Genomic DNA, 15,564 nt, shown 5'->3' with positions numbered 1-15,564 from the left:
CCTGTCCGGCCGCCGTTCTGGTACCACCGATGCCCGGTGCCCGCCGACGCCATCGTCGCCTATCGGCGGCCCGCTGAGGGGTTGCCCCCGGTGACCGATACTCCGCCAGCGCTGTCCGGGCGGCCGCGGCCTTGGATGCGGGCGTCGGGCCGGTCGCCGTGGACGCCGAGCGCGCCTCCGGTTTCCGCTACGGTCAGGACGCCTACTTGGTGCAGTTGCGTCGCGAGGGGGCCGGGACCGTGCTGGTGGACCCGCAGGGCGCGGGCGAGCTGTCCGCCTTGGCGGCCGCCCTGGATGGCCCGGAATGGGTGCTGCATGCCGCCGACCAGGACTTGCCCTGCCTGACCGCGTTGGGACTGTCCACCGGGCGCCTGTTCGACACCGAGTTGGCGGCCCGCCTGCTGGGGCGCGAGCACGTGGGGCTGGGTGCCGTCGTTGAGGAGACGCTGGGACTGCGCCTGGCCAAGGACCATGCCGCCGCCGACTGGTCGACGCGGCCGCTGCCGGAGTCATGGCTGGTGTATGCGGCGCTCGACGTCGAGCTGCTCCTCCCCCTGCGTGATGCGCTCGCCGCGGAACTGGACGCCGCCGGGCGTGCCCAGTGGGCGGCCGAGGAGTTCGCCTACGAACTGGCCCACCCGGCGCGGCCACCGCGCCCGGATCCCTGGCGGCGTACGCCCCGCTCCGGTCCGGCCCTGCGCTCACCCCGCTCGGCGGCGGTACTGCGCGAGCTGTGGACCACGCGTGAGGAGCTGGCCCGGCAGCTGGACGTGACGCCGTCCAAGGTCCTGCCCCATCGGGCCCTGGTGGCGGCGGCGGTGCTGCGCCCGACCTCGCCGCGGCGGCTCGCCGGCCTGCGGGACTTCTCCTCGCGCATGGCGCGCCAGCACCAGGAACTGTGGTGGCAGGCGGTAGAACGTGCCTTGCGCTGCCGGAGGACCAGCTGCCGCCCGTGCACGCTCCGCTGGCCCCAGGAGAGCTGCCGCAGCCGCGCTCGTGGGCCCGGCACCATCCCGAGGCGGCGGCAGCCCTGGAGCGGGTACGCGGCGGCGTGCGGGAACGCGCCGAGCAGCTGCGGATTCCCCACGAGGTGCTGCTGGGCACGGACGTGCAGCGGCACCTGGCGTGGGAGGTCGGTGAGGCCAAGGCCGCGGGCAGACGCGTCGATGTGTCTCTGGCGGGCGTGTCCGCCCGGTTGGCCTCCTTCGATGCGCGTCCCTGGCAGATCGAGCAGGTAGCGGCGTCCCTGGCCGCGGCCCTCGATTGATCGTCGAGGCCGGTCGTGATCGGGCCGCACCAAGATACAGAGCCGGCCGGGCCCGATTCGGGCCCGGCCGGTGTGGCGACATGGTCAGTGGACCGTGAATCCGTGTGCCCTGAAAATGTCGCGCGTCGACTCCACCAGCTCCGGCTCCGGCGGACGGGTATCGCGCAGCTTGTACTCCAGCTTCAGCGCGTCCCACTTGTCCGTCCCCATCTGGTGGAAGGGCAGCACCTCCACGCGGGAGACCACCGGCCGCCAGCGCTCCACAATGCGGGCGACGTTCTCGACATTCTGCGGGTCGTCGGTCAGTCCTGGCACCAGCACGAAGCGAACCCAGGTCTCGATGCCCTTGGCGGCCAGCCGGTCGCCGAAGGCGATGGTGGGGGCGAGTTCGCGGCCGGTGACCTGCTTGTAGGTCTTCTCATCGCCGCTCTTGACATCCAGGAGCACTAGGTCGATGTTGCCGAGCATCTCATCCGACGCGTGCTGGCCTAGGTAACCGGAGGTGTCGATGCAGGTGTGGATGCCCATGGCCTTCGCGCCGGCGAGGATGCGTCCGGCGAAGGCCGGCTGCATGAGCACCTCACCGCCCGACAGGGTGATGCCCCCGCCGGTAGCCTTGAAGACATTCCGGTAGCGCCGAATGCGGCGCAGGATCTCATCGACCTCCACCGGTTCGCCATCCCGCATCAGGAAGGTGTCCGGGTTGTGGCAGTACAGGCAGCGCAGTGGGCAACCGTTGAGGAAGATCGTCATCCGGGTACCCGGTCCGTCGACCGCGGTGACGAGCTCCCAGGAGTGGATGGACCCAGGGTGCCCTCACGCATGCGCGCGAGCCGCTCGGACCGCTCCAGGTCGGTCAGCTCTTCGAGCGCGCCAATCCCGGCCCCGCGCAGACGGGCGCCGGGGCCAGGAAGTCCTGGTCCCGGCCGCCCACCCGCTCCGGGGTGATGGTCTCAGTCATCTGAGTCCTTCACCCGCGTGGCTCAGGCGCCGGCGTGGAAGGTGCGGTTGAGCACGTCCAGCTGCTGCTCACGAGTCAGCTTGACGAAGTTGACGGCGTAGCCGGAGACACGGACCGTCAGGTTCGGGTACTTCTCCGGGTGCTCCATGGCGTCCTCCAGCGTGCTGCGGTCCAGCACGTTGATGTTGGCGTGGTACAGACCCTTAACGCCGCCGTTGTCGTCGCGCTGAGCCTTCATGGACTCCAGCCGCTCTTCGTATGTGGCCATAGCAGGCCCCTTTCTTGAGGTGAGAAATGTGTATTCGGATGGTCTGGTGGCCCCGTCCCGATTAGGGAGGTGGGATCAGACCTCGGCGCAGTCGTCGGGGACGAAGCCGGCGTCGAGGATGCCCACGAGGTTGGACACGCGCTCCTCGAGCGTGCGGCCCAGGCCCTGGGGCGTGATGGTGTTGGTCAGGGAGATGCCGTCGAGGGCGTCGTTGTAGTCGAGCTTGCCCACGCTCAGCATGGAGGCGACCATGCCGTGGGTATCCATGCCGTTCTCCGGGTTGGCGCCCGGGGAGAACGGGGTGCCCTTCTGGTGGCCGGACGGGAAGGAGCCCGTGGCCTTGCCGTAGACGACGTTGGAGGTGATCGTCAGCACCGACTGGGTCGGGATGGCGTCGCGGTAGAAGGGCTGCTCCTTGATCTTGGACATGATCGTGTGGACCACGGTGGCCGCGATCTCATCGGCGCGGTCGTCGTCGTTGCCGTAGATCGGGAAGTCGCCCTCGGTGACGTAGTCGACCACGAGTCCGGTCTCGTCGCGCACCGGCGTGACCTTGGCGTACTTGATGGCGCTCAGCGAGTCGGCGACGATGGACAGGCCGGCGATCCCGCAGCCCATGGTGCGCACGATCTCGGAGTCGTGCAGCGCCATCTCGATGGCCTCATACGCGTAGCGGTCGTGGCAGTAGTGGATGATGTTCAGCGCCTCTACGTAGGTGCCGACCACCCAGTCGAGCATCTTCTCGTACTTGTCCCAGACCTCGTCGAAGTCGAGCGGGGCGTCGCCCTCGATGCCGGGCAGGCCGGTGACGACCTGCTTTCCGGTCATCTCGTCGCGGCCGCCGTTGATGGCGTACAGCAGCGCCTTGGCGGCGTTGACGCGGGCGCCGAAGAACTGCATCTGCTTGCCGACCCGCATCGGGGACACGCAGCAGGCGATGGCGGCGTCGTCGCCCCAGTGCTCGCGGATCTGCTCGTCCGCCTCGTACTGGATGGCGGAGGTGGTAATGGAGATCAGGGCGCAGAAGTCCTTGTAGCCCTGGGGCAGGTCCTCGTTCCAGAAGATGGTGATGTTCGGCTCGGGAGCCGGGCCCAGGTTGCGCAGGGTCTGCAGCAGACGGAAGGAGGTCTTGGTGACCAGCGGGCGCCCGTCCTCGCCGAATCCGGCGTCGGACCAGGTGGCCCAGTAGGGGTCGCCGGAGAAGATCTGGTCGTAGTCGGTGGTGCGCAGGAAGCGGGTGATCCGCAGCTTCATGACGATGTTGTCGATGAGCTCCTGGGCGCGGGACTCGTCGATAATGCCGGCCTTTAGGTCGCGCTCGAAGTAGATGTCGAGGAAGGCGGACAGGCGGCCGATGCTCATGGCGGCGCCGTCCTGCGACTTCACGGAGGCGAGGTAGGCGAAGTAGGTCCACTGCACGGCCTCGTGGGCGTCCTTGGCGGGGCCGGAGATGTCGAACCCGTAGGAGGCGGCCATGTTCTTGAGCTTCTTCAACGCCTTGATCTGCTCGGCGTGCTCCTCGCGGTAGCGGGCCCAGTGCTCGGAGAAGGGCTGGTCGGCGACGGAGTCCTTGGCCTTCTGCTTGAGCTCGATGAGGCGGTCGACGCCGTACAGGGCGACGCGGCGGTAGTCGCCGATGATGCGGCCGCGGCCGTAGGCGTCGGGCAGACCGGTGATGATGTGGCTGGAGCGGGCGGCGCGAATGCGCGGGGTGTAAATGTCGAAGACCGCGTCGTTGTGGGTCTTGCGGTAGCGGGTGAAGATCTTCTTGACCTCGGGGTCGACCTCCTTGCCGGCCTCCTTGATCGCCTGCTCCACCATGCGCCAGCCGCCATTGGGCATCATGGCGCGCTTGAGCGGGGAGTCGGTCTGCAGGCCGACGATGACGTCGTCGTCCTCGCTGATGTAGCCGGCAGGGAACGCGTCGATGTCGGACGGAGTGTGGGTATCGACATCGAGGATGCGCACCTTGCGCTCCTCGGACAGGTAGTTCTTCTCCAGGGTGTCCCACAGGCGCAGGGTCTTGTCGGTGGCGCCGGCAAGGAAAGAGGCGTCGCCCGTGTAAGGGGTGTAGTTACGCTGGATGAAGTCCCGGACGTCAATATCCTCGGTCCACGGGCCCTTGGTGAAGCCCTCCCACGCGTCGCGGCTGGTGGTCTCGTCCGCAGTGGCGGATGCTGTGACCTCGGTTGTCATCCGTGCCCTCCTATAGGGTGAGTGGCTCAGGCCACCCGGTTGTTTGCGCCCTTGTGAGGCGGGCGGTACATCGTTGCGCCGTCGACCCAAGACTAGGCCAGACGTCCCGCTTTTTGTCACGCCAATTCGAAACCGACCGGTGGGATGACTCACAGCCGGCACCCAGCCCATCCGCGCCTAGGACTTTAGTCCTAGGCGCAAGGCTGGTCCGGTCCCGCGCACCGCCTGTCATTACCGCCCGGGAACCGCGAAATCGCGGCGATCTGCACACACCGCGGCGAACCGCCCCGGATCCTGCGGCGCCAGCCCGCCACGCGCACCGCTTCCGCACACGCGACCCGGCGGGGGCGGACTGCGCGCCGGCTCACACACCGAGCGGTCGCGCCCCTCACCTAGGACTGGCGTCCCACGCTTGACTCACCCGGGACGGCGCCTTGACCGACGAGACGACGCGCAGCCGCACAGATCCCCTCGTGATCCATCCCGAAGTCGGCCAACAGCTGCTCACGCGTCGCGGTCGGCAGGAAGCGGCGCGGCACCCCCAGCCGGGCCACGCGCGGCACGGTTCCGGCGCCATCCGCCAGGCAGGCGTCCTCGACGGCGTCGCGCAGCTGCGAGCCCACGCCGCCGTCCACGAGCCCGTCCTCCACGACCAGGGTGCCGCTCGCGGCGCGGGCGAGCTCCACCAACGCATCCGGCACCGGCACCGGCCAGCGCGGACACACCACGCGCACCGGCGCCCCCCTCCGCGGCCAGGGTCCGTCCGACGGCGAGCACGTTCCCCGCCATGGCGCCGACCCCTACCAACAGCAGCGGCTCCTCCCCCGCCGTCTCGAGCAGGATGTCCACCGCACCGAAGGCCCCGGCGTCCTCCCCCACGGTGCGCACGGCCGGCAGCGGGGCGGGCAGGGACCCCTTGGGATAGCGCACCACCGTCGGCGCGTCGTCGACGCCGACCGCGGCCCGCAGGGCCTGCCGCAGCGTGGCCTCGTCGCGGGGCGCCGCCAGATGCAGACCGGGCACATGCGCCAGCAGCGCATATCCCACATGCCATTGTGGCTGGCGCCGTCGGTGCCGGTAATGCCGGCCCGGTCCAGCAGCACCGTCACGCCGGCCCGGTGCAGACCCACATCCATAAGCACTTGGTCGAAGGCCCGGTTGAGGAACGTGGCGTACAGGGCGACCACCGGATGCAGGCCGGCGAAGGCCATACCCGCCGCGCTGGTGAGCGCGTGCTGCTCGGCGATGCCGACATCGATGACCCGCTCGGGCAGGGCGTCGGCGAGTGGCTGCAGGCCCACCGGCTGCTGCATGGCGGCGGTTATGCCCACGATCCGCTCATCACCGCGGGCCAGCGCCAGCAGCTCCTCGGCGACAACCGCGGTCCACCCGAATCGAGAGGGCACCACCGGCAGCCCCGTCTCCGGGTGAATACGGCCGACGGCGTGGAAGCGGTCGGCGGCGTCCTCCTCGGCGGGGGTGTAGCCGCGCCCCTTCTCGGTGATGACGTGGACGATCACGGGCTCGGCATACTCCCGCGCCCGGGTCAGTGCGAACTCCACCGCGGTCTCGTCGTGGCCGTCTACCGGTCCGGTGTACTTGATACCCAGGTCCTCGAAGAAGGCCGACGGCACCAGGATGTCCTTCAAGCCCCGCTTCAGGCCGTGCAACGCATCGAAAGCGGCACGCCCGGGAGCGCCCTGGGATAGCAGCGTGTGTTTGATGCCGGACAGCATGCGCTCGTAGCCGGGGTTGGTCCGCAGCGCGTCCAGGTGGTGCGCCAGCCCGCCGATCGTGGGCGCGTAGGAGCGGCCGTTGTCGTTGACCACGATCACCAGGTGCTTGTCGGCGGAGTCGGCGATATTGTTCAGCGCTTCCCAGGCCATGCCACCCGTCAGCGCCCCGTCGCCGATCACGGCGACGATGTGCCGCCGGTCGCGGCCCTGTAGATGGTTGGCGCGGGCGATACCGTCCGCCCAGGACAGCGCGGTGGAGGCGTGGGAATTCTCGACGACGTCGTGGATGGACTCCTGCCGGGAGGGGTAGCCGGATACGCCGCCGCGCTCGCGCAGTCGACTGAAGTCCTGCCGGCCGGTCAGCAGCTTGTGCACGTAGGCCTGGTGCCCGGTATCGAAGACGATGGTGTCGCGTGGCGAGCGGAAGGTGCGGTGCAGGGCCAGGGTGAGCTCCACGACCCCGAGATTGGGACCCAGGTGCCCGCCGGTGCGGGCCACCGTGGCCACCAGGTAGCGACGAATCTCGGCGGCAAGCGCCTCGATCTCCTCGCTGGTCAGGCCGCGCAGGTCGGCGGGCCGGCCAATGCGATTAAGCAGAGGCGTGTCGGGCAGGGGGGCGGGGGTGTCGGCAGTGCCGCCGGCGTCGGTCGCACCGAGGGTGGCAGGGTTCTCACTCATCGGCGCGTTTCCTCCTCGTGCTGGTCGGGATGCGGCGGCTAACGGGGAGCCGCTGTCGCCGCGGCAACTCAGCATATGCACATCCGCTTGCGCCGTGCGGCCACGACCCGCAGCCCGCCGAGCGCAACACGTGGGCGGCGAACGACCCGGAACACGTAGGGTTGGCTCCGGACCGCGCGCACCGCCCGACGGGCAGCCCGCGCCGACCCACCCTTCAGGAGGAACGATGAGTACCACAGCGCCGTACGGGACCTGGCCCTCGCCGATCACCCCCGGCACCATCACCACCCGCACCCTTTCTCTGTCTCAGGTACGTGTGGATGGCGGGGACACCTACTGGGTGGAGCAGCGCGCCTCCCAGGCCGGCCGCCAAGTCCTGCTACGCCGAGACGGCGACGGGCAGGTTGGGGAGGTGCTGCCGCTGACCCCGGCCGACGAGCTGGTCGACGCCCGCACCCGCGTGCATGAGTACGGCGGACGCGCCTACGCCGTCGACTCCGGCATCATCGTCGTCTCCCACGCCGGAGACGGGAGGCTGTACCGCTACGACGTTGCGCACCGGCTGCGCGGCCTGGTGCCGCTGACCATCTACGGGGACGTGCGCCACGGCGACCTGGAGATCGACACCGCCCGGGGGCTGGTTTACGCGGTGCGCGAGGATCACCGCGGTGACGGAGAGCCGGTCAACACGCTGGTGGCGATCCCGCTGGACGGCTCGGCCGCCCGCGACGACGCCGCCGTGACCACCATCGTGTCCGGCACCGACTTCGTGGTCTCCCCCACGCTCTCTCCCGACGGGGAGCACCTGGCCTGGATCACCTGGAACCATCCGGACATGCCCTGGGACAACGCCAGCCTGCACGTGGGCGACCTGCTCCCGGACGGCACCATCGGCTCCCAGACCGTCGTCGACGGCGGCGCCGGCTACTCCGTGTCCGAGCCGCGCTGGACCGAGGAGTGCGAGCTCGTGCACGTCTCCAACGCCTCCGGCTTCTGGAACCTGTACCGCACCGAGGGCTTCCCGCGCCGCGGTACCAACCGCGAGGGCTGGACCGAGTCCCTGCGTACTCGCCCGCTGCACCCCGTCGACGCCACCTTCACCTCCCCCGCCTGGGTGCTGGGTCCGCACCACTTCGACGTGCTCGACGGCGAGCACCTGATCGCCTCCTGGGCGCGCGACGGCGTGTGGCACCTGGGCACGGTCAAACTGTCCAACGGCGAGTTGGAGGAGTGGAACGTCGGCTGGCAGCCGCTGGGCAACGTCGCATCCTCGGGCGGACGCGTCGTCATGCTGGCCGGTAGCGAGACCGAGTTGCCCAGCATCGTGGAGGTGCGCGGACGCGAAGTGGAGATTCTGCGCGGCGCGGGCGACTTCTCCGCTCACGACGCCGGTATCTCCTTCGCCGAGCCCGTCTCCTGGCCCACTACCGACGGTGCCACCGCGCACGGCTTCTTCTACCCGCCCGCATCCGCCGCCTACGTGGGGCCCGATGATGAGCTGCCGCCCCTGATCGTGGGTGTGCACGGCGGGCCCACGGCGATGGACCGCACCGGTTACGACCTGCGCATCCAGTTCTGGACCAGCCGCGGATTCGCCTACCTGGCCGTCAACTACCGCGGCTCGACCGGCTACGGCTCGGACTACCGGCGCCTGCTCAACGGCAAGTGGGGCGTGTACGACGTCGACGACGTCGTCTCCGGGGCACAGTTCCTGGCCGCCTCCGGCAAGGTCGACCCGGCCCGCATCGCGGTGCGGGGCGCCTCCGCCGGCGGCTTCACGGCGCTCGCGGCGCTGGTCCGCTCCGACGTGTTCAGCGCCGGCACCTCCCTGTACGGAGTGGCCGACCTGGCCCAGCTGGCCCGCACCACCCACAAGTTCGAGTCGCACTACATCCAGCGGCTCGTGGGCTCCGACGACCTGGATGATCCGGTATACGCCGAGCGCTCACCGCTCAACCACATCGACGACATCCACGCACCGCTCCTGCTGCTGCAGGGCAGCGCGGACCCGATCATCCCGGCGGTGCAGGCCACCAGCATGTACGAGGCCGTCAAGGCCAAGGGGCTGCCGGTGGCGCTGGACGTGTTCCAGGGCGAGGGGCACGGGTTCAACCTGGCCGCCAATGCCCACCGGGCCCTCCAGGACGAGCTGAGCTTCTACGCGCAGGTATGGGACCTCGCTTCGCCGGTGACCGAGCGCGTCGTCCTTCGGGTCGACAACCTCGAGCGCTGACGGCACCGAGGCCGTGGCGGTGGGCGCGCCCGGGCGGCCCGTTGGCGGTCGGTTGCGGGCCCGTGCGCTGAACCTGCTGCGTTATCACCGCACGGGGCTGTTCATCCTGGCGGTGCTCACCGGCCTGACCGCCGGGGCGGGCGCTGTCGTCTTCCGGGTGGGCATCGACCTGTGGACGCGGGTGCTGACCGGCACCACCGACTACACCCGGGCGCTGGGCGCCTCCACCGGCGTGCTGTCCGCCCTGGGCCCGTGGTTCCTGGTGGCAGCACCCGTCATTTCCGGTCTGCTGGTGGGCCCGCTCATGCAGCGCCTGGGCGCCACCAGCACCGGACACGGCGTATCGGGGGTCATCTGGTCGGCGCGCCGGTCGGACGGGACCATGGCACCCGGGTCGGCGGCGGCGGGTGTCCTTGCCGCCGCCCTGACCATCGGCGGGGGCGGCTCCGTCGGGCCCGAGGGCCCCATCGCCGAGCTGGGCGCGAGCACGGCCACCGTCTTCGGGCGGCGGCTGGGCCTGCCCCGCCGCTCGGCGCGCCTGCTGGCGGCTGCCGGCACCGCGGCGGGTATCGCGGCCGCCTTCAACGCCCCACTGGCCGGGGCATTCTTCGCCCTGGAGGTGGTGCTCATGGACTTCACCGTGGATGCCTTCGCCTTCGTGGTGCTGGCCTGTGTGGCCGCCACGGTGCTGGCGCACCACTTGCTGGGCACCACCCTGTCGGTGTCGCTACCGGCACTGGATCTGCACGGCGACACCCAGCTGGTGTGGGTGGCGTTGCTGGGACTGGTCGGCGGCGTGGTCGGGGTGGTCTTCTCCCGCTGCCGCTACCTGACTGCAGATCTTATGGGCACCGTCGGCGACCGGCTGCGCCTACCCGGCTGGGCCCGGCCCGCGGTGGGTGGATTGCTGGTGGGGGCGTTGCTGCTGGCCGTGCCCGAGGTGTACGGCGAGTCGTCCGCGGTGCTGGATCGTGCCTTGGACGGGGAGTATGCGACGGCCGCCCTGCTGGGGCTGACGGCGGCGAAGATCCTGGCGACCTCGGTGACCCTGGGGGTGGGCATGTCCGGCGGCGTGTTCGCCCCGTCGCTGTGCATCGGGGCCACCCTGGGGGCGGCCTGGGGCACCGCGCTGGCGCCGGGCCACCCCGAGGCCGCCGCCGTGTTCGGAGTGATCGGCATGGGAGCGGTCTTTGCCGGCTCCGCGCGCGCTCCCATCACCGGCACCGTGCTGATCCTTGAAATGACCGGACAGTACCAACTGCTGCTGCCACTGATGCTGGCGGTGGCGCTGTCCACCACGATGAGCCGATTCCTGACCCGCACCACCATCTACACCGAGGAGCTGCGCCGCCGCGGCGATGACATCGACGATCCGGTGCGTGCCACGTTAGTGGGCCGGGCGGACGCCCGCGGCCTGATGCACACGCCGCCGGCGGTGCTGGAGTCCTCCGCCTCCCTGGCCGCGGCCGCCGAGGTGCTGCGGGCCGCGGGCGCGGTGCGCCTGCCGGTGGTGCAGGCCGCCGCCGGGAGCCGGCCGCCGGCTGCGAGGTCCCCGGGTCCGTCTGGCTAGGGTGTGTCTCCGCCGTCGCCGTCGCCGAGGCGCGCTCCCACCCCGATGATGGTCAAACCTCCGGCCCTCCGCGACGGGTGGGTGAACTGCCCCTGGATCGGGAGCACGTGGACGGTGACGCGGACGCTCACCGGGTGCTGGGGGCGCTGATCGACTCACACCTGGAGGCGCTGCCGGTTACGCGGACGCTGCCAGACGGCGGGCTGGAGTTGATCGGCTGGGTGACTCAGGAGGACATGGTGCGGCGCCTGTACCGGCAGCAGCGGCGTGCCGTCGAGGCGGCCGAGCGACGCACCTCCCTGGGGTCGCGCACGCAGGCGTGGCTGCGCCGTCGCCGCGCGCGCTGAATGTACTCACCCCACCCAGGGGTCACTTGCGATCACGGTGCACGGTTCCCGAAATCGTGTCGGAGATGTCGGTGATGCGCTCGGCATTGGTGACGATGCGCCGCGGGTCGGCCAGCCACAGCTGCGCGCCGCCGACCAGCGGCAGGAGCACCGGCAGGTACCACCAGGAGGTGCCCCAATCCGACCAGGCGGAACCGGCCAGCCCCGCCAGGTTGACGGCTACCAGCCCCACCAGTTCGATCACCAGGCACGCCCATCCGACGCGCCGCATGCGCCGGCCGTTGTGCGCCACGGCAATCGACAGCACCACGTAGCCCACCCCGCACAGGGAACTGAGCGCGGCCGGCAGGCGCATGCCCGCACCCGATCGAGCCAGTTCGACGAAGGCGGGCAGGGCCACCACCAGTCCGAAAAGGGCGAAGACCACCACCAGTGCGCGCCCCCAGCCATGCGCGGGGCGGCGGGTGTCGTTTAGGGACCCCGGCTGGGAAGACTCATCCATACGGCTACTGACCTCGTAGTGCACTGATTCGGAACCGGGCCGCCTCTGGGTGCCGCCCGGCGGACCCGACGATGACCGGCGCTGTGACGTTACCATTCCCGCATGAGTGAGATTACGACCTCCAGTCTGCCGGCCGCAGAAGTAGGCGGGGAGGTTCTGGTGCTGGCCGCCCGTGCCGAAGACGAGGCACCGGTGCTGCTTGGTGAGGGAATCGGGCTGGGTGTCCTACCGGACTTGAGCGGGTTGCCGGCGCTTTTGGCCGCCCTCGGCTTCAAAGCCGCCCTCGACGCGTGGTACGGGTGCCCACGGCGGCACTGGGGGAATCACGCCGGGATTCGCTCGCCCCCATCCTCCTGGTGGTCGGCACCGGCGATGGCGACGACGTCGCCGCGCTGCGCAGAGCCGCCGGACGCGCCGCCCGCGACCTGGCCGGGACCGAGCATGCGATCTTCGCCCTACCCGCCGATACTGCCGAGCGCCTGGCCGCAGTGGCCGAGGGCGCGTTGGAGGGCGCCTACGCGTGGTCGCGGCGGGTCCCGGAGCCGACGCCGCCGCTGGCACGGATCACGGTACTGACCCCGCTGGGCCCGCTGCCACGCACGTTGCTGCGCCGCAGTCCCGCGAATGCGGGGGCGCCGGAACTGGAGCGCGCCCGCGTCCTGGCCGAGGCCGTGACCGCCACCCGGGACCTGGTCAATGACCCGCCCGCCGCGCTCACTCCCGCCGCCTTCGCGGACTACGCCCGCCGGGCCGCCGACGCTGCCGGGCGCGGCCGCAAGGACGGTCGCCTGGAGGTTGAGGTATACGACGACAAGCGGCTGAAGGCCGATGGCTTCGGCGGGATTGCGGGAGTCGGCCATGGGTCGGTGCATCCGCCCCGCCTGGTTCGCGTGACGTGGACGCCGCGGGTTAAGGCAACGGAGCATGTGGCGTTGGTGGGCAAGGGCATCACCTTCGACTCCGGCGGCCTGTCGCTCAAGCCACCGACCTCCATGCCGGGTATGAAGTCGGACATGGCGGGAGCCGCCACCGTGCTGTCCGCAACGCTGGCGGCCGCCCGCCTGGGCCTGCCGATCAAGGTGACCGCCTGGCTGGCCCTGGCGGAGAACCTTCCCGGCGGGGCGGCACAGCGTCCCAGCGACGTAGTGACCATGTTCGACGGCACCACCGTGGAGGTCACCAACACCGATGCCGAGGGCCGCCTGGTGCTGGCCGACGCCCTGGCGGCGGCCGTGGCCGAGGCGCCCGATGTCGTGCTGGACGTCGCCACCCTGACCGGCGCGCAGATCGTGGCTCTGGGCGAGCGCATAGCCGCGTGATGGGTAGTGAGTCGGTGCGCGACGGCGTCGTCGCCGCGGCCGGGCGCGCCGGGGAGGACTTCTGGCCCATGCCGTTGCCAGCGTACCTGCGAGCCAACCTGGAGTCCCCCTTCGCCGACCTGCGCAACGCCGCCGTCGGCAACCGGGCCGGCGGCATGCTCGTGGCCGGGCTGTTCCTCCGCGAGTTCGTGGGCCAGACCCCGTGGGCGCATCTGGATATAGCCGGGCCCGCCTACAACGAAAAGGCCGCCTGGGGCCTGACCCCCACCGGCGGGACCGGCTTCGGGGTTGCCACGCTGCTGACCTTCCTGGAGGACCGCATCACGGGCGCGCAGCACGCCGCCGACTAAGCAGACCAGGCGCTCGCCGCGAAGGTCACCCATGCCGTAGGCTACCCGGGACCCTAGTCCCCATTCGCGGGACCGCGGCCATTGCTGGCCGCCGAACAACACCGCCGCTCACGGCCGACTTTGAAAGGGAACCAGCACGTGACACACGCAGGTGCGATCGACGGGACCGGAACCGCTCACGACGCGGCTTACGACATGGTGGTGCTCGGGGGCGGCTCCGGCGGCTATGCCGCGGCGCTGCGCGGGGCCCAACTCGGGCTGCGCGTGGCGCTGGTCGAGGCGGACAAGGTGGGCGGCACCTGCCTGCACCGCGGCTGCGTGCCCACCAAGGCCATCCTGCACGCCGCCGAGACCGCCGATGCGGTTCGGGAGGCCTCCGCCGTCGGTATCCGGGCGGCCCTGGAGGGCATCGACATGCCCGCCGTCCAGGAGTACAAGAACGGCATTATCGCCCGCATGTACAAGGGTCTGCAGGGCCTGGTCTCCTCCCGCGGCATCGACCTGATCACGGGCTGGGGCCGCCTGGTCGCGCCGGACGCGATCGAGGTGGCGGGCCGGCGCTACCGGGGCCGTCACGTGGTCCTCGCCTCCGGCTCCTACTCCAAGACCATGGGTCAGGAGATCTCCGGGCCGGTGATGACCAGCGAGCAGGCCCTCGAGCTCGACCACGTGCCCGCATCCGCGGTCATCCTGGGAGGCGGGGTGATCGGGGTGGAGTTCGCCTCGGCCTGGGCCTCCCTGGGCAGCCAGGTCACCATCATCGAGGCATTGCCGCACCTGGTGCCCAATGAGGACGAGGCGATCTCCAAGCAGCTCGAGCGCGCCTTCCGTAAGCGGCGCATCAACTTCCACGTGGGCACCCGCTTCGAGTCGGTTGCGCGTACCGCGGGTGGTGTGCAGGTGCTAACCGCCGACGGCGCAACGATTGACGCCGAGGTGCTGCTCATTGCCGTGGGACGCGGACCGGCCACCGCGAACCTGGGTTTTGAGGAGGTGGGCGTGGCCATGGATCGCGGCTTCGTGCTCACCGACGCCCATGGGCGCACGAACGTGCCCGGGGTGTGGGCGGTCGGTGACATCGTGCCCGGCGTACAGCTGGCGCACCGCGGCTTCGCCCAGGGAATCGCCGTCGCGGAACGGATCGCGGGCCTGGATCCCGAGCCGGTCGACGATGTCAAGGTGCCCAAGGTGACCTTCTGCGAACCGGAGATCGCCTCGGTGGGACTGTCCGAGGCGCGCGCCGTCGAGCTGCACGGCGCCGAGAACATCGTCACCAGCCAGTTCAACGTGGCCGGCAACGCCAAGTCCCAGATCCTGGGGACGCAGGGCTTCGTGAAGCTGGTGTCCTTGAAGGACGGCCCCATCCTCGGCTTCCACGCCATCGGCACCCGCATGGGCGAGCAGGTCGGCGAAGGACAGCTAATCGTGTCCTGGGAGGCCGATGCCAACGACGTCGCCGCCCTGGTACACGCCCACCCCACCCAGAACGAGACCATCGGCGAGGCCGCCATGGCCCTGGCCGGCAAGCCGCTGCACAACCACGGCTGACCGCATAGTCCGTCCACCTGAATTGAACCAGCAACCAGCAAACCAACGAGGAAGGCAAGCTCTAATGGCTGAGTCCGTGAAGATGCCCGCGCTGGGCGAGTCGGTAACCGAGGGGACCGTCTCCTCCTGGCTGAAGTCCGTGGGAGACACCGTCGAGGTCGGTGAGCCCCTGCTGGAGGTGGCCACCGACAAGGTCGACACCGAGGTTCCGTCTCCGGTTGCCGGCACCCTGTTGGAGATTCGTGTCGCCGAGGACGAGAACGCCGAGGTCGGCGCCGTGCTGGCCATTGTGGGCGACCCGGCCGAGGCCGGTGGCGCGCCCGCCGAGCCCGCCCCTGCCGCTTCGACGCCGCAGGAGGAGCCCGTCGCTCCGGCACCCGCACCCGCGGCGGCGCCCGTGGCGGTGGAGACAGCCGCTCCGGACGCGCCGCCGTCGGCCGGCTACGTCACCCCGATCGTGCGTAAGCTCGCCCGCGAGCGTGGCGTCGACCTGACCACCGTCACCGGCACCGGTGTCGGCGGACGCATCCGCAAGCAGGACGTCGAGGCCGCCGCGGCGGCGCAGGCCGAAGCCGCGGCGGCGGCCACG

The 15,564-nt window shown here is 70.5% G+C and carries 11 protein-coding genes and 3 pseudogenes; 8 read left to right on the top strand and 6 right to left on the bottom strand.

Annotated elements, in window-relative coordinates:
* Nucleotides 1-158: 158 nt before the first annotated feature.
* Nucleotides 159-854 (top strand): annotated as a pseudogene (locus tag BW737_RS18665) (ribonuclease D); the annotation flags it as partial.
* A 44-nt stretch (nucleotides 855-898) separates the two neighbouring features.
* The gene (locus BW737_RS18660) at nucleotides 899-1,267 is read left to right on the top strand and encodes a hypothetical protein (protein ID WP_338063923.1); all 369 of its coding nucleotides are present in this window, start codon (nucleotides 899-901) and stop codon (nucleotides 1,265-1,267) included.
* 84 nt (nucleotides 1,268-1,351) lie between these two features.
* Here the strand turns inward: BW737_RS18660 and pflA are convergent.
* From pflA to dxs, 5 genes and pseudogenes are all read right to left on the bottom strand, one after another.
* Nucleotides 1,352-2,228, bottom strand: a pseudogene (gene pflA / locus BW737_RS11840) (pyruvate formate-lyase-activating protein).
* Nucleotides 2,229-2,250: 22 nt separating this feature from the next.
* Entirely contained in the window at nucleotides 2,251-2,496 is a 246-nt protein-coding gene (gene grcA2, locus BW737_RS11835; protein ID WP_086615916.1) for an autonomous glycyl radical cofactor GrcA2, read from the bottom strand.
* A 75-nt stretch (nucleotides 2,497-2,571) separates the two neighbouring features.
* Entirely contained in the window at nucleotides 2,572-4,692 is a 2,121-nt protein-coding gene (gene pflB, locus BW737_RS11830) for a formate C-acetyltransferase (RefSeq protein ID WP_086615915.1), read from the bottom strand.
* A 392-nt stretch (nucleotides 4,693-5,084) separates the two neighbouring features.
* Nucleotides 5,085-5,426: a transketolase C-terminal domain-containing protein gene (locus BW737_RS18655; RefSeq protein WP_257210789.1), complete on the bottom strand. Its 342-nt coding sequence runs from the start codon at nucleotides 5,424-5,426 to the stop codon at nucleotides 5,085-5,087.
* 66 nt (nucleotides 5,427-5,492) lie between these two features.
* A complete protein-coding gene (gene dxs / locus BW737_RS11825) occupies nucleotides 5,493-7,106 on the bottom strand; it encodes a 1-deoxy-D-xylulose-5-phosphate synthase (RefSeq protein WP_257210788.1) in 1,614 nt (537 codons plus the stop codon).
* A gap of 226 nt (nucleotides 7,107-7,332) precedes the next feature.
* Here dxs and BW737_RS11820 point away from each other — a divergent pair, with 226 nt between their 5' ends.
* From BW737_RS11820 to BW737_RS11810, 3 genes are all read left to right on the top strand, one after another.
* Nucleotides 7,333-9,339, top strand: coding sequence for an alpha/beta hydrolase family protein (locus BW737_RS11820; RefSeq protein WP_086615914.1), 2,007 nt, complete (start codon nucleotides 7,333-7,335; stop codon nucleotides 9,337-9,339).
* Nucleotides 9,340-9,391: 52 nt separating this feature from the next.
* The gene (locus BW737_RS11815) at nucleotides 9,392-10,909 is read left to right on the top strand and encodes a chloride channel protein (RefSeq protein WP_257210787.1); all 1,518 of its coding nucleotides are present in this window, start codon (nucleotides 9,392-9,394) and stop codon (nucleotides 10,907-10,909) included.
* 77 nt (nucleotides 10,910-10,986) lie between these two features.
* Entirely contained in the window at nucleotides 10,987-11,256 is a 270-nt protein-coding gene (locus BW737_RS11810) for a hypothetical protein (RefSeq protein WP_086615913.1), read from the top strand.
* 22 nt (nucleotides 11,257-11,278) lie between these two features.
* Here BW737_RS11810 and BW737_RS11805 read toward each other — a convergent pair whose 3' ends face one another.
* Nucleotides 11,279-11,758: a hypothetical protein gene (locus BW737_RS11805; RefSeq protein WP_086615912.1), complete on the bottom strand. Its 480-nt coding sequence runs from the start codon at nucleotides 11,756-11,758 to the stop codon at nucleotides 11,279-11,281.
* Between the two features lie 290 nt (nucleotides 11,759-12,048).
* On the opposite strand from BW737_RS11805, the pseudogene BW737_RS11800 reads away from it, so the two are divergent.
* From BW737_RS11800 to BW737_RS11790, 3 genes and pseudogenes are all read left to right on the top strand, one after another.
* A pseudogene (locus BW737_RS11800) lies at nucleotides 12,049-13,427 on the top strand (leucyl aminopeptidase).
* Between the two features lie 195 nt (nucleotides 13,428-13,622).
* Nucleotides 13,623-14,975: a dihydrolipoyl dehydrogenase gene (gene lpdA / locus BW737_RS11795; RefSeq protein WP_086615917.1), complete on the top strand. Its 1,353-nt coding sequence runs from the start codon at nucleotides 13,623-13,625 to the stop codon at nucleotides 14,973-14,975.
* Between the two features lie 64 nt (nucleotides 14,976-15,039).
* Nucleotides 15,040-15,564: biotin/lipoyl-containing protein (locus BW737_RS11790; RefSeq protein ID WP_180272208.1), on the top strand; the 525-nt coding region annotated here is incomplete at its 3' end.

The organism is Actinomyces ruminis (assembly GCF_002154335.2).
Taxonomy (GTDB): Bacteria; Actinomycetota; Actinomycetes; order Actinomycetales; family Actinomycetaceae; genus Actinomyces; species Actinomyces ruminis.
The sequence above is the reverse complement of the archived record's forward strand: the minus strand, read 5'-3'. Positions and strand labels throughout refer to the sequence as shown.

Bases quoted from the DNA above. Each gene is read 5' to 3' on its own strand.
- grcA2 (WP_086615916.1), bottom strand. From the start codon at position 2,496: ATGGCCACATACGAAGAGCGGCTGGAGTCCATGAAGGCTCAGCGCGAC.
- pflB (WP_086615915.1), bottom strand. From the start codon at position 4,692: ATGACAACCGAGGTCACAGCATCCGCCACTGCGGACGAGACCACCAGC.
- dxs (WP_257210788.1), bottom strand. From the start codon at position 7,106: ATGAGTGAGAACCCTGCCACCCTCGGTGCGACCGACGCCGGCGGCACT.
- BW737_RS11820 (WP_086615914.1), top strand. From the start codon at position 7,333: ATGAGTACCACAGCGCCGTACGGGACCTGGCCCTCGCCGATCACCCCC.
- BW737_RS11805 (WP_086615912.1), bottom strand. From the start codon at position 11,758: ATGGATGAGTCTTCCCAGCCGGGGTCCCTAAACGACACCCGCCGCCCC.
- lpdA (WP_086615917.1), top strand. From the start codon at position 13,623: ATGGTGGTGCTCGGGGGCGGCTCCGGCGGCTATGCCGCGGCGCTGCGC.